This window comes from Roseobacter sp., assembly GCF_045106495.1.
In the GTDB taxonomy this organism is placed as follows: Bacteria; Pseudomonadota; Alphaproteobacteria; order Rhodobacterales; family Rhodobacteraceae; genus Roseobacter.
The window spans coordinates 1-19,616 of record NZ_JBGCEQ010000011.1; the positions used below are offsets into that span (position 1 = coordinate 1).

The window sequence follows — 19,616 nt, forward strand, 5'->3', positions numbered from 1 at the left end:
ACGCTGCCAATACTGCCAAGACCGGTTGCGGTGGCCATATCCGTCCCGGAGCTTTCAAGGGCTTTGTCCCCTTCTACCCAAGTCAAGATCTGAACGACTCCCGCAATAGTCAAAAGCACCAGCGCCACGGAAACCTGGCCCGCCATCAAGGCACCACCGGCGAGCGACAAGGACAAAAACTTGATGGGTGTAATCCCCATGTTCCATCGCGGGATGGTTTTGAGCTGCGTGTAGATCATCGATGTGGTGAAAACCGTAGCCAAAGAAAACAGTGCACCGATGATGCCCAAAGGGGCCAGCGCCGTTTGAAAGAACACCAGTCCGGCGCCGTAGAGACCCATGGCGACAAGAGCAATGACGGCGCACCATGCCTCGCGACTCAACCAGCTCGATCGCCATTGCGTGAAGGCTTTGATCGCGCGTTCAGGGCGCCCCAAGTGGAAAGTCGAGGCCAATAATCCGCCCACGGCCATGGCGTAGGCGATGGCGAAAAACGCAAACGCCATCCAGCCGGTCACGGCCGGAAACCCCAAGCCTAGAAAAAACAAAAGCCCAAAGCCAAGTCCGCTGAAGGTGGTGAAGAAGATAACAGAGGGTGCCGGATGCATCAGAGTTTCTCCAGGGTTTTATCAAGCCATCCCAGAAAGCCCTTGGGCTCTTCTGCAATGGGTTTGAGGAAAGGTGCCAGGACGTCGAACTCGGGCAACTTGTCTTTGGGACGCGGCGGTAGATATTGATTGACCGGTTTGGTGCCTTGCTCGGGCATCAAATCCATGCCTCCACGTTCCGCAACCAGTTTGCTGACGTCACTGTCTGGATCACCAAGGTCACCGAAATGTCGCGCGTTGGACGGGCAGGTGCGCACACAAGCGGGCTGGCGGTCTTCTTCGGGAAGGTTTTCGTTGTAGATCCGGTCCACGCAAAGCGTGCATTTCTTCATGACACCTTCGGCCTGATCAAGTTCACGTGCGCCGTAAGGGCATGCCCAGGCACAAAGTCCGCAGCCGATGCAGTCGCTTTCATTGACCAGAACGATTCCGTCTTCGACCCGTTTGTAGCTCGCCCCTGTCGGACAGACGGTCACACAGGGCGCGTCCTCGCAATGCAGACATGACTTCGGGAAATGAATGAGCTGAGCTGCGCCTTCTTCTGGCTGCACTTCAAAACTGTGCACACGGTTGAGGAAAGTCCCATTGTTGTCGGCACCATAGGCATTCTGGTCCGACAAGGGCGCGCCGTAGTTCTCTGTATTCCAGCCTTTGCAGGAGATCACACAGGCATGGCAGCCCACGCAGGTGTCGAGATCAATGACGAGCCCGAGTTTCTTTTCAGTGTTGGTGGGGAGCGTCGTCATTTGCCAACCTTCCATTTCAGATCTTTTGGACCCTGGCCCACTGGGGACTTGATCGGCGCAAAACCCGGTTGCGCTTCGTCTGGCGGTGCCGCTTTTTCAAGCCTGACTTTCAAGTCAAACCACGCAGCTTGCCCTGTGATTGGGTCGGAATTGGCCCACCGCAATCCGTCACCCTTCGGTGGCAGCAATTCATGTATCAGATGATTGAGCAAGAAACCCCGCGTGGCCTCAGGCGCATCGTCTTCCAGAGCCCATGCACCTTTGCGCTTGCCGATGGCATTCCATGTCCAGATGGTGTTTTCGTTCAACGCGGCCATTTCCAGTACGGGGACGGTGATCTCGCCATGGGGCGAAGTAACTCGCGCCCAGTCGCCATCTGATAAGCCGTTTTCGCGCATCAGTTTGGTGGGAATATAGAGCGGGTTATGGCCATGCAGTTGCCGCAACCACGCGTTTTGCGACCCCCAGGAATGGTACATCGCCATTGGGCGCTGGGTGAGGGCCGTAATAGGAAACTCACCTGCCTTGTTCTCTTCTTCCGACGAGTACCAGATCGGCAAAGGAGACATCTTTTCGATGATCCGGCTGCGCAAGTGATCGGGTGGCTGTCGCTCGCCGTGGCCTTCGGCAGCCAATTGGAATTTCCGCAATGGCTCAACATAAAGAGAGAACAGATAAGGTGTCGGTTTATCATAAAGCCCCATGCCTACTGCCCAATCCTGATAGGCGGTATTCCACGGCTTGTAGTAATTCGAACCTTCGGGAATGTGCTCGACAAAGAACCCGCCGTTTTCAATGTACTTCTCAAGCTGGTTTGGGTTCACTTCACCGCGGCCGGATTTGTCGCCGTCTTTGCCTCGGAAACCAGCCAAGGGTCCAATGCCCGGACGTCTTTCGTGATTCACGATGTAGTCGGCATAGTCCTTGTATTTCTGGCTGCCGTCATCGTTGATAAACCCGGGAAGACCCAATTTGCCGCCTAATTCACACAGCGCAGACTGGAAGCCTTTGACATCGCGGTCTGGTTCAATAACGGGCCAGCGAATGGCATCCGCAGCCGCATCCGCTTCGCAGATCGGGCGATCCAACAGCGATATGCAATCGTGCCGTTCCAGATAGGTTGTATCAGGCAGGATCAGGTCGGAATATGCGACCATCTCCGAGGAATAGGCATCGGAATAGATGATCTTGGGGATCACATATTCACCGCTCTCGTCCTTGTCGGTGAGCATGTCGATCACGCCGCGTGTGTTCATGGATGAATTCCACGACATGTTCGCCATATACATGAACAATACGTCGATCTTGTAGGGATCACCGGCATGGGCATTCGAGATGACCATATGCATCAGCCCGTGGCTGGACATCGGGTTTTCCCACGTAAAGGCCTTGTCGATCCGGGCCGGCGTGCCGTCGTCTTTCAGAGCGAGATCTTCGGGCCCATGGGTGAAGCCAAGATGTGGGCCGTTCAGTGCCGCGCTGGGCGTAACCCCGACGTGTGGCTTGGGGTGGGCTGTTGCCGGTTTCGGATAGGGCGGCTTGAAGCGGAATCCACCGGGCACTTCGACAGTGCCGAGAATGATCTGCAAGACATGAAGTGCGCGGCATGTCTGAAACCCATTGGCGTGGGCCGAAATGCCCCGCATCGAGTGGAAAGACACAGGGCGCCCAGTCATAGTGGCGTGCTTTACACCCCTAAAATCGGTCCATTCGTGATCCAGCTCGAAGGCTTCCTCGAAGGCGACGCGCGCAAGTTCCGCGGCAATGGCGCGGATACGTTCCGCAGAGATGCCGCAGCGCTCGGCCACGTTTTCCGGGGTGTATTGATCATCCAGATACATGTCCGCCATTTGATGGAACACCGGACGGTGGGTTCGCCCATCAACTTCATAAGTTGCGGCAAGGTCAGGTTTCACACCAGGTTGGTCAAACGGTGTAAGCGCACCGGTTTTGCGGTCAACCACAAGTTCCTTGCCATCTTTGTCACGCATCAACAGACCATGGTCATTGCCACCGGGGTTGTTGATCACCAGAACAGGCGCGTTGGTATATTGGGCCAGGTAGTTGAGGTCCATTTTGCCGGCCTTCATCAGGCAATGGATCATCGCGAGAATGAAAAGCCCGTCGGTTCCGGGTGTAATGCCCACCCAGTCATCTGCTACGGCGTTGTATCCCGTGCGGATTGGATTCACCCCGATCACACGCGCACCACGTTTCTTGATTTTGCCAATGCCCATCTTGATCGGGTTGCTGTCGTGATCTTCAGCCACGCCGAAGAGCATAAAGAGTTTGGTATGATCCCAATCCGGTTGCCCGAATTCCCAGAAGGCACCGCCCATCGTGTAGATGCCAGCTGCCGCCATATTGACGGAACAGAACCCGCCATGTGCGGCGTAATTTGGTGTCCCGAACCCCTGAGCCCAGAGGCTTGTGAAGCTTTGCGACTGATCACGTCCGGTAAAAAAGGCAAGCTTTTCGGGATTGTCTTTGCGTACAGGTTCCAACCAATCCGCGGCGATCTGCAAGGCCTCGTCCCAGCTGATTTCTTCGAACTCGCCCGACCCTCTTGGCCCGACACGTTTGAGCGGTTTGCGCAGCCGAGAGGGCGCGTTTACCTGCATAATTCCCGCGGAGCCCTTGGCGCAGAGCACACCTTGATTGACCGGGTGATCCTTGTTGCCTTCGATATAGGCGACTTGCCTTTTGCCGTCCGGCCCGTCTTTCATATGCACATTGATGCCACAGCGGCAGGCGCACATGTAACAAGTAGTTTTGCGCACCTCGTCAGAAACATGGGGTGAGGTATCTACCTTCGGTTGCTGGAATGTCATCTGGCCTCCCGTTTGCCCGTTTTTTCAGGCGAAGTAATAAATCCCCGCAAGTATCAGTCCTGCGATGAAAAGTGTTTCTGTCATTAGTAAAGCGATGGCAGGGCCTCCCACGGCCAGTACCCGTTTGAGATTTGTCTTCATTCCAACAGCGGCAATCGCGATCAGCAACATCCATCGGGACGCTTGGCTCATGAAATCTGCGACACTCACGGGAATCAAGCCAAATGAGTTCATGGTGGCCAGAACCAGAAAACCAAGCACGAAAAATGGCAGCAATGGAGGCCGTTTCCCATTCTCAGGGGCATCTGCAAAAGTCCGTATCATAATGGCGGCCACCAACACGACTGGTGCAAGCATCGACACCCGTATCAGTTTGACAAGCGTTGCCGTATCCCCTGCGCTCTCGGAAATGGAAAATCCTGCACCCACAACCTGTGCGACGTCATGGATCGTCGCCCCCAGGAAAATGCCACCCGCGGTCTCCGGCAAACCGAGGCGCGTCACGAGAATGGGATAGGCGATCATGGCAACCGTTGAGAGCACGGTGACGCCCAAAACGGTAAAGATCAGACGTTGCTCGGATTTGTCGTCCTTTGGAAGGATCGCGCTGATCGCCATAGCCGCCGAAGCGCCGCAGATCGCCACCGATCCGGCGGTCAGGAAGGCAAACCGCCATCCATGTCCAAAAATCCGTGAGATCAGCAGGCCAAACCCGATGGTCGCCAAGACGCCGACGATGACAAGCAGTACAATTTCCAGCCCAAGACCGGCCATCAGATCAAAGGAAATACGCACGCCCAAAAAGGCGATGCCGGCGCGCAAAATGGTGCGCGCGGCAAAGGAAATGCCATCGACAGTTTTGCCTTCATCCCCCAGAAAGGCGACCGCAATCCCCAACAGCAGCGCCATCAGCATCGCCGGAGTTTCGTAGTGGTCTGCCAGAAACTGCGCCGTCATTGCAACGATGATGGCGACGATAACGCCGGGGAAAAGTTCGCTTGTGCGTTTCGGGATATCGCTTGCGAAGTCCGTTACAGTTGATGCGCTGATCATGAAGGCGTCATCCGACGGCCTGTGCCTGCAGGGCTGTCACGGAAATCATATTTGTAACATCCTCAGCAGCACAGCCACGCGACAGGTCATTGGCCGGTTTGGCAAGACCTTGCAGGACCGGGCCGATTGCTTGCGCGCCGCCAATACGTTGCGCAATTTTATAGCCGATGTTACCCGCGTCGAGGTTTGGGAAGATCATGACATTTGCATGACCGGCCACCGTGGATCCTTTTGCCTTTGCGGCGGCGACCTCGGGTACGAAAGCTGCATCAAACTGCAACTCTCCATCCGCTTTTAGATCGGGATGATGGGTTTTGAGAAGCGCTGCGGCTTCAGCAACTTTGGTCACAACCGGGTGGCGCGCGGACCCCATCGTTGAAAACGACAAAAGCGCCACGATTGGTTCAATCCCAAGCAGTTGCTCGCACGATGCGGCAGATGCCACGGCGATGGCGGCCAATTCCTCTGACGAAGGATCGATTACCAATCCGCAATCGCCAAATATCATGCCTTGTCGGCCAGACGGATGGTTTTCCGGCAGGGCCATCAGGAAGAAACTGGATACGAGCGGCGCGTCCTTGGCTTTACCGATCACCTGAAGAGCGGCGCGTACTGTGTCTCCGGTGGTGGCAACCGCGCCACCAACCGTGCCGTTTGCATGACCAAGACGTACCATCATGGCGGCAAATACCAGAGGGTCATGCGCCTGTGTCTCGGCAACCTCGCGTGTGACGCCCTTGTGCTTGCGCAGGTCATAGTAGGCATCGGCAAATTCCGATGTCAGCGCCGATGATGCCGGGTCCATGATTTTGAGGTTGGGTTGTTCTATCTCGCCCGCAGCGGCAAGTTGGGCGGCCACCGCGTCTTGCGCGCCGATTAGTGTAATGCGGGCCGTGCCCGTTTTCACGGCAGCGATGGCGCCAGCCACGATCCGAGGATCGTGGCCTTCGCTCATCACGATATGAGCAGGCCGTGCGGCGGCGCGTTTTGAAAGTTCACGCAGCACGTTCATGGCCTGCTCCCTTGATTTATGCAGATGTCGTCAAACACCTGGTCTTATACGTTCTGTGGGCGCATGTCGTCTTTGCTGATGCCAGCAACTTCAACGGGCTTCTTCATGGCATCACGGCGGAAGGGGTCACCCAGCTCCTGGTTGATCATGGCTTCGATCAACGTGGTAATACCGTTCTCCATCTGGTCTTTGATCGCTTGATCCAAGGCCGCCGTCAGCTCTTCCTGGGTGCGTGCAACAACGCCTTTGAGGCCACAGGCGTTCGCGATTCCGGCGTAAGACACCTCTTCGTCCAGCTCCGTGCCCACGAAGTTGTCTTCGAACCACAAAGTCGAATTACGCTTTTCAGCGCCCCACTGGTAGTTGCGGAAGACGATTTGCGTGATTGCGGGCCAGTCGCCACGCCCAATCGCTGTCAACTCGTTTACCGAGATACCAAATGCGCCATCACCGGCAAAGCCGACCACTGGAACTTCCGGTTGCCCGATTTTTGCTCCCACGATAGATGGCAGGCCGTATCCGCAGGGTCCAAAGAGACCAGGCGCCAGATACTTCCGGCTTTCATTGAAGGAGGGATAGGCGTTGCCGATGGCGCAATTGTTGCCGATATCCGAAGAGATGATGGCTTCGACAGGCAGAGCTGCTTGAATGGCGCGCCATGCCATGCGAGGCGACATCCAGTCAGGCTTGGCTGCACGTGCGCGTTCGTTCCAGTTGGTGCCGGGATCGTCCTGCTCGTCAGTCATGGACGTCAGTTCTTGTGCCCAAGCCGATTTAGTGGTGGCGATCAGGTTCTTGCGTTCTGCACGTCCGGCATCGCCGGCGTCATCTGCCAGTTTAGCCGTGATGGACGTGGCAACCTTTGCCGCATCTCCAACAATTCCGACAGTGACCTTTTTGGTTAGACCAATGCGGTCTGCGTTGATGTCGACCTGAATGATTTTCGCACCTGTCGGCCAATAGTCGATGCCATAGCCCGGCAGTGTGGAGAACGGATTGAGCCGCGTGCCCAGGCAGAGGACCACGTCGGCTTTTGAGATCAGTTCCATACCGGCCTTGGAACCATTGTAACCCAAGGGGCCCGCAAAGAGAGGGTGATTGCCAGGAAAGGCATCGTTGTGCTGGTAACCAACGCAAACAGGCGCATCGAGTGCTTCAGCCAAAACGCGGGACGCTTCGATACCACCCTTCGACAACACAGCACCAGCGCCGTTCAGAATGACAGGGAATTTTGCAGCAGACAGAAGGTCAGCTGCGTTTTGCACGGCACCCTCGCCACCTTGCGGCAATTCAAAGTCCACGATCATCGGCAATTCAATGTCAACAACTTGCGTCCAGAAATCGCGTGGGATGTTGATTTGCGCCGGACCAGATGCGCGTTTGGCTTGCATGATTACACGGTTCAGGGTTTCGGCGATCCGCGATGGATCTCGCACCTCTTCCTGATATGCGACACAATCGGCAAACAGGTTCATCTGTTCCATTTCCTGAAACCCACCCTGACCAATTGTCTTGTTAGCGGCTTGTGGTGTCACCAGCAGAACCGGTGTGTGGTTCCAGTATGCAGTCTTTACGGCTGTTACGAAGTTGGTAATGCCAGGACCGTTTTGAGCAATCATCATACACATCTTGCCGGTTGCCCGCGTGAAACCGTCAGCCATCATCCCGCCAGTTGTTTCGTGAGCACAATCCCAGAACTTGATGCCCGCATCAGGAAAGATGTCAGAAATCGGCATCATGGCCGATCCGATAATCCCAAATGCATTGTCAATCCCATGCATCTGGAGTGTTTTTACAAAGGCTTCTTCAGTTGTCATTTTCATGGCGAGGGTCCTTGGATGAAGAGTTACGATTCTTGGTTGATGACTAGTTAGAGCGTACGGGGACGTCCGGTTAGGGCCAGTTGTGGGCTTCACTTAATTCCAGATTTGTCATGGCGCGCATTTCGTCGGCGATCAGTGCCACGCCATCCGCGATACGCGTTTCCGGGATCGAAGAATAGGCAAGCCGATAGTAGTCTTTCGGTTGTGATGGCCCAGAGAAAAATGAGTGTCCGGGTTCGATTAACACGCCGCGGGCCTGGAGGCGACGCGCAAGTTCAAAGGTATCGATATCAGGCTGTGCACGCATCCAGAACGAAGACCCGCCGTAAGCACCCTGACCTGCGATTTGTAGACCATGTTCGGCAATTGCAGTGGCCATCACCTGGCGACGCCCGTGCAAAGCGCTGCCCATGCGGCGAATCAAGGCGTCGTGGTGGCCGAGCGACAGGAAATACGCGGCGGTGCGCTGAACATGCCCCGGCGGGTGGCGCAACACGGAGGCGCGCAGGGCGCGGGCTTCGCGGATAAACGGCTCCGAACCCACCAGATAGCCCAGACGCAAGCCCGGAAAAAGGGATTTTGAAAAGCTGCCGACGTAGATCACCCGCCCGTCTGTGTCGAGGCTCTTGAGTGCTGGAGACGGGCTTTTGAGAAAGGACATCTCGAACTCATAATCGTCTTCGACGATCAATGCATCCATCCCCGAGGCGTGCTCAAGCAGTTCGTGGCGCCGGTGCATGGGCATGGTGTTTGTGGTCGGACATTGATGGCTTGGGGTCGTGAAAATCACATCTGTATCGGGCGGGATGGCATCGGGCGGCATGCCGTCTGCGTCCACGCGCACAGGGGTGACGTGGCATCTCGACTGAGACAGGATATCGCGCAAAGCGTGGTAGCACGGGTCTTCGAGCGCGGCGCGACGGCGTTGCGTCAACAAGATCTGCGTGGTCAGCCAAAGGGCGTTTTGCGCGCCCAAAGTGATCAAAATCTGTTCGGGTCGGGCGGTGATGCCACGGCGGGGCAGCGTATGGCGCGCAATGAATTCAACGAGTTGCGGATCATCCTGATCATAGTAATCGGTGGTCAGTGAGGTAAAGTCTTTTTGCCCAAGTGCCTTGAGAGCGCAAAGCCGCCAATTGCCATGGTCAAACAGCTCGGGATCTGCCTGGCCGTAGATGAACGGGTATCTGTAACTGGCCCAATCGGCGGGTTTGCGCGGCATGTCGCCGCCGGAGAACCGCTGGCCAATCGCGCGGCTCCAATCTACGGCGTCGGGCCCGGCTTCGCTTGGCGTGAAGGCGGGTGGCACAGGCGCGTTGTCGGAGACGAAATACCCCGAGCGACCGCGCGAGGTCAGGTAGTCATTGGCCAGAAGTTCCGTATAGGCGATGGTAACTGTGATGCGGCTGATGCCGAGATGTATCGCCAGTTTTCGTGTGGAGGGCAGTTTTTCGCCACGCTGAAAACGTCCGGACAAAATGCCCTGCGCAATCATCTGCTGGATCTGCGATTGCAGAGTCCCCTGAGCGTCAGGATGCAAAAAGAATGTCTCGACAGGCAGCGTCATTCTGATAGTCCATATTGGATATAGACTGCCCGAAAACTGGACTTACTCAGACCTCAAAAAAGCCCGATTTTCCCCCCTCGCGCGCAGTCATATTCGACCAAAAAGCGTATTATTGAAACTTTGAGTATCATTAATGTGGTTAAATGGCAAGAAATTCTACGGAAAAATTGGTCACACCACGTGCACAACCTGTGCACTCCCTCTATTTTAACGGGAGGCAATCAGTTTGGAGCGCGACAAAACCATCCCAAGGACTGACGATCATGAGCCCCAAGTCACAACGCACGTCACATACGCAGTTGATCCACGAATTGGAAAGATTGCAGCAGGAACTCAGTCAGGATTGGCTGGATCAGAGCTTGCCGGATTATTGGACCGGGCTGGATTGGGAGGCGGCAGTGGAACGTCACAAGACCCGCGTCACACTGCGTTTGGATACCGATATGGTGCGGTGGTTCCGCGCCTTGGGTCCGGGATATCAGGCGCGCATCAATCGTGTGCTGCGGATCTATTGGATGGCGCTGATGTCGGGGCATATCAAAGGGTTTCCCAGTGACAAGACCGTGCCGCGATTGATGGCCGAAGCGCGGCGTTTGCAGGAAGAGATCGCTGAGCGACGCGGTGGTGGGGCGCCGGAGTTGGAAGGCCGAAACCCGGACCTCTGAGAAGGCAAGCTTTTTGGAGCCGCTGTGCCAGCAGCACTTGTCAGGCGGCGCTGATTTTAGCGCAAGCTGTGAAGTTGGGCGCGGGCGGCGGCGGCGCCGCGGAACCTCCTAGTTTGCCCCGTTTTCAAGGGTTGGGAGCGTGCCAAGTAAGGGCCGCGCGCGCAGGATGCGACGGCATCTTGAGAACTTCGAAGATCAATGCGTATCAACTGGGCTAGACCTTGGGGGAAAGGCTGTACCGATAAGGCAAGAGCCGTTTTGTCGAGGTTTTCGACAGCTCGGTGTTTGAGGTCGTGACTGATGCGGGGGTGGCGGGTTATGCGGCGTGTTGCCCGTCGGGCTCGGTCTGTTTGCCGTATCATGCGCTGGGCACGCGGGCGGGCTTGCAGCAGCCGGCGCCGCAGTTGGTCGGGTTGGACCCCTGCAACACCGGCGCGGTCACCCGCGTGATGAACGCGACCTTGCGCGCGCATTCCTAGAGGCAGACCCAGGCGCCGTGCTGTTGGTCGTCAATTTCAGAGAAATGCAGTTTGAGCGGTTCGTGGGTGTCCACAAAGGATGAGGCAAAGCCCCGTTGCGGCAGGTCGCGGCGCACAAAGAACCCTGCGATCCAGACGCCCAGCAGCAGGCCGTTTTTCTCACGCAGTTCGATGCGGTGGCCCTGCACGTCGCCGTAGTCGAGCTGGCCGCTTTTGTTGGACATTTTGGCGTCGAAGCAGACCAGCCCGTTGCTGTAGAATCGCCAGCGTACGGTGCCCCATTCGCATTCGTCTATGGTGGCGGGGCCCTGCCAGAGGTATTCGCGCCATTTGAGTTCGGTGCCATCGGCGGAGGTGATCGCGCCGGTGGTAAAGCCATCGTTGTCCTGGGCGTCCCAGCGGACGTAGCCGGCGGGTTCGTCTTCGCGGCCGATGGGGATGCGCGTGTCGGCAAGGCCGAAGGTGCGTTTGATCAGCCCGTCCTGGTCGAGGGATTTGTCGCCCGATTTCTCGGCGAGTTTGGTGATGATTTTTGATGCAGCCGCCCAGACCATATGCCGTCCTTTCTGGAGTAGTTGTTTGGTAACTGTGACCAATCCGGCATGGGATGTCGACCGAAACACAAAGGCGGCGGGCGGTCTGAAGGTGACATGCCGCGTGAAAAAGGCCCCGGCGGCGTGCACCGGGGCCTTGCGATGAGATTTTGAGCGGTCCGGTTAGGCGAAGACGCGGCTCAGTGCGCCGTCGACGGCAGAACAGATGTGGTCGATGTCGTCGGAGGTGGCGATCAGTGCTGGCGAGAAACACAGCGTGTTGTTCTTGCCGGGCAGGGATCGGTTGGTCGCCCCGATGATCACGCCTTGTTGCATGCAGTCGCCGACCACCGCCTGTACTATTTTTTCCGGCACTGGCGCGCGGGTGTCGCGGTCTTCGACAAGTTCCGCGCCCAGAAAGAGACCCTTGCCGCGTACCTGCCCGATGCAGGCGTGTTTGTCGGCCAGGGCATTGAGCTGTTCGAGCATATAGTTGCCCTGGCGGACTGTATTGGCGAGCAGGCCTTCGTCTTCGATGATGCCCATGTTCTCGATCGCCGCGGTCGGGCCAGCAGCGCAACCGCCAAAGGTCGAGATGTCGCGGAAATAGTTCATCGGATCCGTGTGGTCATCCTTGAACATGTCAAAAACTGCTTCGGTTGTGACGAGACAGGAAATCGCCGCATAGCCCGACGCCACGCCTTTGGCCATGGTGACCATATCCGGCTGGATGCCGTAGTGCTGGTAGCCGAACCACGTGCCGGTCCGCCCGACGCCGCAGACCACTTCGTCAATGTGAAGCAGGATGTCGTATTGGGCGCAGATTTCCTGGATTCGCTCCCAATAGCCGTCGGGTGGCGTAATCACGCCGCCGCCTGCGGTCACCGGCTCAAGGCAGAGACCGCCCACGGTTTCCGGTCCTTCGGCGAGGATGATTTTTTCGATCTGATTGGCGGCCCAGAGGCCGTAGTTTTCCCGCGGCGCGCCGTCCTGTTCGTGGGCGCGGTATTCGAGGCAATGCGGCACGCGCACGAAACCGGGCGTGAAGGGACCATATTGTGCCGATCGCTCATCCTGACCGGTGGCCGAGAGCGCGGTGATCGTGGTGCCGTGATAGTCGCGGTCGCGGAACAGGATTGTGTGTTTCTTGCCGCCATAGCGCTAATGCGCGATCTGGCGGATCATCTTGAAGGCCTTCTCCTTCGCCTCTGATCCGGAGTTAGCATAATAGACGCGGCTCATACCGGGCATTTTCTCGATCAGCTTTTCGGCAAAGATGGAGCCCGGGATAGAGCCCGCGGAGCCCGCAAAGTAGTTCAGCTTGATCAACTGATCGCGCACGGCATTGGCGATACGCTCGCGGCCGTATCCCACATTGACGGTCCAGACACCGCCGGACACGGCATCAAGGTGCTCTTTGCCCTTCTGATCCCAGACCTTCATGCCCTTGCCTTCGACGATGATGCGCGGATCGGTTGTTTCGTAGGGCTTGTGCTGGCTCAGATGGTGCCAGATATGGGCGCGATCCGCTTCGACGATGCGGCTCAGATCGTTTTCATTGAAATTGCCATCCATGGCTGAGACCTTTCATGAGGGTGTACGAATTGTGTGAAATCGAAGGGCGTAGCTGTCCGAACTTCCATGAATTGACTGTTTTTAGGGCATACAAGTAGGGCCAGATGCTATCCAATGCTAATGCCAGATTCCCCATAAACTCAAGTGATTCTCCGGCCACGACACTGTAAACAGCGGGAAATCGGCGGATCGCGGCGGTAATATAGCCATGGATATGCTGATCATCAGTATATTGACCGGTGCACATATTTTGAGCGACAGGAGGCCATGCAAATTCCTGATGCGCTTTGGCGGACCACCGCCCCGGACCCGGCCCCACCTGTGCGGCTGGAGGGAGATGTATCGCTCGATGTGGCGATTGTTGGCGGGGGTTTCACCGGGCTGCGCGCGGCGCTGATGTTGGCCGAAGCGGGCACCTCTGTGGCGGTTTTCGAGGCAGGTGATGTGGGTTTTGGCGCGTCAGGCCGCAATGGCGGGCAGGTCAATCCGATGTTGCCGGTGGCCGCGCCTGATGATCTGCACAAGGCGGTGGGGTCCAAATACTTCGAGCGGATGGCGGAGACCTCATTGCGATCGGCGGATGATCTTTTTGACCTGATCCGTGCCTACCAGATTCAATGCGACGCCCGGCAAAAGGGTTGGATCCGCGTTGATCATTGTGGTGCCGCGCGCGATGTGGCGCGCCGTAACGCCCGGCTTTGGAACGAACATGGCGCGGATTTCGAGTTCTTGGAGCGGGCGGATGTGGAACGGCTGACCGGCGCAAAAGGCTATGCCACCGGCACGCTGTCTGCACGCGGTGGCGCGGTGCAGCCGATGTCTCTGGTGCGGGGCTTGGACCGCGCGGCGCGAGGCGCTGGCGCGCAGGTCTATAGTTTCGCCCTGGTCAAAGGGATGGCCCGTCAGGCGGGCCTGTGGCACTTGGATGTGGCGGGTCACAAGGTCACGGCCGCGACGGTCATTGTGGCCACCAATGGCTATTCGGACGCTTTGGTGCAGGGGCTGAAGCACTCCGTCCTGCCGCTCTTTTCGATACAGATGGCGACCGAACCGCTGAAGGAAAGCGAAATTGGCCCCATCTTGCCGCAGGGGCATACGATTTCGGATACCCGAAAGTTGATCATGTATGCGCGGCGCGAACCAGGCGGGCAGATGTGTTTTGGCGGCATCGGATACCGCAAACCGCAGGGCGGCGTTGGCGGGTTCAACTGGATCCTGAAAGATGCGCCCGAAACCTTTCCCAGCCTCAAAGGCGTGAAATGGCGCTACCAGTGGGGCGGGCATGTGGCGCTGACCGAAGACAAGGTGCCGCACCTGCATGAACCGGCACCGGGGCTGATCTGTGGCTTGGGGTACAACGGGCGGGGCGTCGCGATGAGCCATGTAATGGGACGCGAGCTGGCACGGCGGGCCCTTGGGACACCGGCAGGAGATCTGCCTTTTCCCGTGACCCGGATCGAACCCTACAGGTTCCGTATGCCGCAGGTTTTGGGCGCGGGCCTGGCAATGGCATTTCTGCGGATGCGAGACCGAATGGAATGGAAAAGCAGCACATGATGCCAAACTGGACTCATCTAGGGCCAAAAAGTGGACATTTGAGATGTCGCGCGGAGGCGACAACTATGCGCGCTATCGCATTGGGTACGGTCTCTAAATTTGATGTTTCGCAATGTTGAATTTGGAGTTTTGCAATGTCCCGTTGGGATTGAATGGAGAAGGCGCAATTTTCAAGCACATGCATCAAATTACGTCATTTCCGGCGATATCGCCCTTGCAGGCGTTGAAAAACTGACGTTGGATGAGCCGTGCAAAGGAAGAAAGACAAACGGTGACAAACCGCGACGCACCAAAACAACCACGGTTCCGAGGGAGCCGAAAAAGAGTAACGGGAGAACTAGAATGATCAAAAAAACAAAATGCGGATTAATAGCAGGCGCTGTGATGGCCATGAGCGCACAAGCCGCTTCCGCCGAAATCACCGTGGGCTATTTCCTTGAGTGGCCGATGCCATTCCTGGCGGCCAAAGCGTCGGGCGCCTATGATGAAGCGCTTGGCATGAAAGTAAACTGGGTGTCCTTCGAGACCGGCACCGCGATGTCCGCGGCAATGGCCTCTGGCGACGTTCAGCTGTCTGTCAGCCAGGGTGTACCACCTTTCGTGGTTGCGGCTTCCGGCGGACAGGACATTCAGGTCGTGGACGTAGCGGTGAGCTATTCAGAGAATGATGGCTGCGTTGTGCATGCCGATCTGGAAATCGACAAGGATTCTGCCGGCGAGCTTGCGGGCAAGAAAGTTGCCGTGCCGCTGGGAACAGCCGCGCACTACGGTTTCCTGCGTCAGATGAACCACTTTGGCATTGACGTGGCCTCGCTGCAGGTTGTGGACATGGCGCCACCAGAGGGCGCTGCCGCTTTGAGCCAGAAGGCGGTTGATTTCGCCTGTGGATACGGTGGTGGTCTGTCCCGCATGAAGGAGTACGGCAACGTGCTGCTGACCGGTGACGAAAAAGAAGAGCTGGGCATTCTGGTTTTTGACGTGACCTCGGCCCCGGCTGCTTTCGTGGCGGAAAACGGTGACATTGTGTCCGGTTTCCTGGCCGTGACTGCTGCTGCCAACGAAGAGTGGAACACGAACCCCACGGATGAAATGCTGGGTGTGATTGCCGAGCAGTCCGGTTTGGATCTGGATGGCGCGAAAGCGGCCATTTCGACCATGAAGTTCCCGGGTTTGGATGAGCAACTTTCAGAGAAGTGGCTGGGTGGCAATGCGCAGTCCTACATGAAGGGTGTTGCGGATGTCTTCGTGGAAGCCGGGTCCATCGACTCGGCGCTCGACAGCTACGTGGATGCGGTGAACACTGGTCCGCTCTCATCAGCGGCCGGCGGCAGCTAAAAAAACGAAGCGCGGCGCGGGACACTCCCGCGCCGCTTTTCATTTGAAGACCAGAGGCGGGGCCAACCCCGCCCGGCCACCCGCAGTGCGCGGACAACAGGTGGGGACCTCATGACCGGACTATCCATTGACAACTTATCCATGCGATTTGAATTGCCCAACGGCGATCATGTTCAGGCGCTGCAGGCTGTATCGCTTGACCTCAAGGCGGGCGACTTGCTGAGCGTTCTGGGGCCACCTGGCTGTGGCAAGACGACGCTTTTGAACATCGTGGCGGGCTTTCTGGCGCCGACCGCGGGCGATCTGGTCCTGAACGGGCACAAGATCTCCGGGCCGGATGCGGAACGTGGCATGGTGTTCCAACAGGGCGCGCTTTTCGGGTGGATGTCCGTGCGCGAAAACGTGGGCTTTGGTCCTTCGATGAAAGGCACGCCCAAGAAAGACAAAGACGATACCGTGAACCATCTGCTGGACGTGGTCGGTTTGCAGGATTTCAAGGAAAAGGCGGTTTACGAGTTGTCAGGCGGCATGCAGCAACGGGTGTCTCTGGCCCGCTGTCTGGCCAATGACCCGGACGTCATCTTGATGGACGAACCGCTGGGAGCTTTGGACGCACTGACGCGGGAGAAGATGCAATCGCTGGTCCTCAAGCTCTGGAAAGAGACCGGCAAGACGATCATCTTGATCACGCCCTCGGTAGAAGAGGCCCTGCTATTGGGCGAGCGTCTGATTGTCATGGCCCCGCGACCGGGGCGAATTCACAAAGAGTACCGGCTGCCCTTCGCGGATTTGGGCGTGGATGCGGATCTGCGCGAAGTGAAAAAACATCCCGATTTCGGGCCCAAGCGCGAAGAGATCCTGAACATGATCTGGGATATGGAAGAAGAGATTATGGGCGCTAAGGAGAACGCGGCATGATCCCTCTGCTGATCTATATCATCATCTTTGTTGCGGCGTTTTTTATCGTCACCAAAGTCGTGCAAGGCGCAGGTCTGAGTGATTACACGTCTCTCAAAACCGTGACATTCGGGGATGAAAGTGCCGTGCGGCCCAACCGGGCGGCGGGGATCATTTCGATCCTGACCATATTCCTGATGTGGGGCATCTTTACCGGATCCAGCCTGTTGCCCGGTTTTTTGCACGCGCCGGGTCCTTTTGAAGGGACCACCAGTTTTACCTATACAGCTCAGGCCGAGGGCCAGGCGCCAGACGACGCAACGGTCACGGTTGTGGTCCATCCGCGAGAAGTGGACACCGAGGCCCCTGAAGTCGAGCCGGGGGATGGTTTTGCAAAAAACGATTCCGTGGCCATCGCGCAGTGGCGCACAGGTCTGATCAACGTCGACCGCAACGATGAGATCACAAAGAAAGACGGGGCTGAAGTCATTGCTATCAACGGCGAAAAGATCGCACCCGGCGAAACGGTCAAGGTCGAGGGCGGTGCGGTGACGCTGTCTGACAAAGGCACCCCCAACTTTGAACCGATACGGGGCTGGCAGATGGAGCCCTTGTATCTGCCCGCGCCGGAAAAAGTCTGGTCACGCACCTTGGTCATTGCCAGTGAGGGGTTCCGCAATTTCACCTTGCTGGAACATCTCGGCTATTCGCTGTTCCGCGTGGTTCTCGGGTTTGTACTCGGCGCCCTTGTGGGCATCCCGCTGGGTTATGCCATGGGTTTGAGCGACTGGTTTCGCGGCTGGTTTGACCCAATCGTGGAGTTCATGCGGCCGGTCCCGCCACTGGCGCTGATCCCGCTCGTGATCATCTGGGCCGGGATCGGAGAGGCGGGCAAGATCATCCTGCTGTTTCTGGCGGCGTTATGGATCATGGCGATTGCGGCGCGCTCGGGTGTGTCCGGCGTCAAGATTTCCAAGGTACATGCTGCGTATTCGCTTGGCGCCAGCAAGTGGCAGATCATGCGCTACGTGATCGTTCCCAACTCGTTGCCTGAGATCTTCACCGGTGCGCGTGTGGCCATGGGTGTGTGCTGGGGCACGGTTGTTGCGGCCGAATTGGTCGCGGCGGAACAGGGGGCGGGCATGATGATCATGACTGCGTCGAAGTTCCAAAACACCGACATCGTGATCATGGGTATCATCCTGATCGGCGTCATCGGCTTTGGCATCGATATGCTGATGCGCTGGGCTGAGCGGATTCTTGTACCATGGAAGGGTAAAGGCTGAAAAAGAAAAGGTCCGGGGGACTTTTTCCATCCTTTACGGGCGGCGCCCCGGGGTCAGCGACAGGCGGCGCCTTGGGTTTACCTTTAAGAGCAGAGATTCGGGGCCAGCACCAAACGCGGCCCCGGATTTGTTTTATGGCCTTGAGCTACGGTGCGAACCATATGCAAAAGCAAGCTCACCAAAGACTGTCTGGTTCGCTCTTTCGACTGCTGTCGCGGACGCCCCCGCAGAAGGTCTGCGGCGACTTAAATTCCGTCATTGTTTTGTCGCTACAAATCGGCAATTGCTGCTGGCCGGAAACTGACGTGCAACGGATCCAGCCAAGCGGGCTCGAGCCGCCCGGAATGCGATCGAACTTACTTTGCAAAGGTTGTTTTGACCTGATTCCCTCATGAAGTCTGTGAAAGTCCGACGGGCTCAATGGAACGCTCCGAGATAACAATTAGTTAACAAACCCTGAAAATAGCACCAGATCTGCAGGATAAATCCTTAAAACCGTTAACGATTGCTCAATAAGCTTGTTTAATTGTGGATGATGGGTATCCCTGTGGAAACGAGCGAGAAAAAGGCAGGCATCCATGACATCCGAAACCCCCTTTGAGGGCGCGATCCCTGTGGATCCTGCGGCCAAGCCAGCCATCGCTTGGGTGAAAATTCTGGCCAAGTACCGGGATCCGAATCCGGCCCGATCTGCTTTTGAAATCGCGGTTAGCCTGATCCCGTTTCTGGCCATTTGGGCCGTCGCCTGGTGGTTGTTGTCGATCAGCCCCTTGGCCGCATTCGGATTGGCCTGCCTGAACGGGTTGTTCCTGGTGCGCCTCTTTTGCATTCAGCATGATTGCGGACATGGGTCCTTTTTTGCGAACCGAACTCTGAGCGACTGGATCGGCCGGGGTTTGGGGATTCTGACATTGACCCCCTATGATGTCTGGCGGCGCAGCCATTCCCTGCACCACTCTGCCGCGGGAAATCTGGACAAGCGCGGCATCGGCGATGTGATTACTCTGACCGTTCAGGAATACCGCGCGCGCAGCTGGTTTGGACGTTTGAAATACCGGACCTATCGCAATCCGCTTGTGTTGTTTGTGCTGGGTCCAGCCTATTTGTTTTACCTCGAAAACCGCGTGCCGGTCGGTCAGATGGGTGAAGGCTGGCGTATTTGGCTCAGCTCGATGGGAACAAATCTGGGCGTGGCCGTGACGGTGGCGCTGATTGTCTATTTTGGCGGACTGATGCCATTGCTGTTGGTGTTTGTTCCGACGACGCTGGTTGCAGCGACCGTTGGTGTCTGGTTGTTCTATGTCCAGCATCAGTTTGAGGAAACCCACTGGGACCAGCCCGAAGACTGGGCGCTGCATGAAGCGGCGCTGCATGGCTCGTCGCATTATGTGATGCCCGGCATTTTGCAGTGGTTTACCGCCAATATCGGCATCCATCACGTGCACCATCTCTATAGTCGCATCCCGTTTTACCGGCTGAAGGAAGTGCTGCGCGACCACAGCGAGCTGGCCGAGGCCAAGCGGCTCAGCATTGCAGAGAGCATTGCTTGCGCACGCCTGCATCTGTGGGATGAAAAGGAACGGCGCTTGCTGTCTTTTCGCCAGATGCGCATGGCCTACGGCGCCATCTGAGCGACAAGCAACGCGTCT

Annotated in this window: 14 protein-coding genes and 1 pseudogene; 6 read left to right on the forward strand and 9 right to left on the reverse strand. The window is 57.2% G+C overall.

The window, feature by feature from the left end:
- The 7 genes from AB8B75_RS08490 to AB8B75_RS08520 all read right to left on the reverse strand — a co-directional run.
- Nucleotides 1-608, reverse strand: a 608-nt coding sequence (locus tag AB8B75_RS08490; protein ID WP_405361407.1) for a dimethyl sulfoxide reductase anchor subunit family protein, incomplete at its 3' end; no start/stop codon positions are given.
- Nucleotides 608-1,354 carry a 4Fe-4S dicluster domain-containing protein gene (locus tag AB8B75_RS08495; RefSeq protein WP_405361408.1) on the reverse strand — a complete coding sequence of 249 codons (747 nt, stop codon included), beginning with the start codon at nt 1,352-1,354 and terminating at the stop codon, nt 608-610. The genes AB8B75_RS08490 and AB8B75_RS08495, both read right to left, overlap by 1 nt.
- Nucleotides 1,351-4,185, reverse strand: coding sequence for a molybdopterin oxidoreductase family protein (locus tag AB8B75_RS08500; RefSeq protein WP_405361409.1), 2,835 nt, complete (start codon nt 4,183-4,185; stop codon nt 1,351-1,353). Before AB8B75_RS08500 ends, AB8B75_RS08495 begins: the two co-directional genes overlap by 4 nt.
- A gap of 24 nt (nt 4,186-4,209) precedes the next feature.
- Nucleotides 4,210-5,238 carry a YeiH family protein gene (locus AB8B75_RS08505; protein WP_405361410.1) on the reverse strand — a complete coding sequence of 343 codons (1,029 nt, stop codon included), beginning with the start codon at nt 5,236-5,238 and terminating at the stop codon, nt 4,210-4,212.
- A gap of 7 nt (nt 5,239-5,245) precedes the next feature.
- Nucleotides 5,246-6,250: a phosphate acetyltransferase gene (gene pta, locus AB8B75_RS08510; protein ID WP_405361411.1), complete on the reverse strand. Its 1,005-nt coding sequence runs from the start codon at nt 6,248-6,250 to the stop codon at nt 5,246-5,248.
- 44 nt (nt 6,251-6,294) lie between these two features.
- The gene (gene xsc, locus AB8B75_RS08515) at nt 6,295-8,073 is read right to left on the reverse strand and encodes a sulfoacetaldehyde acetyltransferase (protein ID WP_405361413.1); all 1,779 of its coding nucleotides are present in this window, start codon (nt 8,071-8,073) and stop codon (nt 6,295-6,297) included.
- 70 nt (nt 8,074-8,143) lie between these two features.
- On the reverse strand, nt 8,144-9,640 hold the full coding sequence (locus AB8B75_RS08520) for a PLP-dependent aminotransferase family protein (protein ID WP_405361414.1): 1,497 nt from the start codon (nt 9,638-9,640) through the stop codon (nt 8,144-8,146).
- Between the two features lie 263 nt (nt 9,641-9,903).
- Between AB8B75_RS08520 and AB8B75_RS08525 the strand changes: the two genes are divergently transcribed.
- On the forward strand, nt 9,904-10,305 hold the full coding sequence (locus tag AB8B75_RS08525; RefSeq protein ID WP_405361416.1) for a BrnA antitoxin family protein: 402 nt from the start codon (nt 9,904-9,906) through the stop codon (nt 10,303-10,305).
- A 475-nt stretch (nt 10,306-10,780) separates the two neighbouring features.
- On the opposite strand, the gene AB8B75_RS08530 is transcribed toward AB8B75_RS08525, so the two are convergent.
- Nucleotides 10,781-11,338, reverse strand: coding sequence for a hypothetical protein (locus AB8B75_RS08530; protein ID WP_405361417.1), 558 nt, complete (start codon nt 11,336-11,338; stop codon nt 10,781-10,783).
- 162 nt (nt 11,339-11,500) lie between these two features.
- Nucleotides 11,501-12,892, reverse strand: a pseudogene (locus tag AB8B75_RS08535) (aspartate aminotransferase family protein).
- 267 nt (nt 12,893-13,159) lie between these two features.
- On the opposite strand from AB8B75_RS08535, the gene AB8B75_RS08540 reads away from it, so the two are divergent.
- The 5 genes from AB8B75_RS08540 (at nt 13,160) to AB8B75_RS08560 (ending at nt 19,598) form a co-directional block, all read left to right on the forward strand.
- The gene (locus AB8B75_RS08540) at nt 13,160-14,449 is read left to right on the forward strand and encodes an NAD(P)/FAD-dependent oxidoreductase (protein ID WP_405361418.1); all 1,290 of its coding nucleotides are present in this window, start codon (nt 13,160-13,162) and stop codon (nt 14,447-14,449) included.
- A 342-nt stretch (nt 14,450-14,791) separates the two neighbouring features.
- A complete protein-coding gene (locus AB8B75_RS08545; protein ID WP_405361420.1) occupies nt 14,792-15,784 on the forward strand; it encodes an ABC transporter substrate-binding protein in 993 nt (330 codons plus the stop codon).
- A 111-nt stretch (nt 15,785-15,895) separates the two neighbouring features.
- A complete protein-coding gene (locus AB8B75_RS08550) occupies nt 15,896-16,702 on the forward strand; it encodes an ATP-binding cassette domain-containing protein (protein WP_405361421.1) in 807 nt (268 codons plus the stop codon).
- The gene (locus AB8B75_RS08555; RefSeq protein WP_405361423.1) at nt 16,699-17,967 is read left to right on the forward strand and encodes an ABC transporter permease; all 1,269 of its coding nucleotides are present in this window, start codon (nt 16,699-16,701) and stop codon (nt 17,965-17,967) included. The genes AB8B75_RS08550 and AB8B75_RS08555 overlap by 4 nt, the downstream gene beginning before the upstream one ends.
- Before the next feature lie 578 nt (nt 17,968-18,545).
- Entirely contained in the window at nt 18,546-19,598 is a 1,053-nt protein-coding gene (locus tag AB8B75_RS08560) for a fatty acid desaturase (RefSeq protein WP_405361424.1), read from the forward strand.
- Nucleotides 19,599-19,616: the final 18 nt, after the last annotated feature.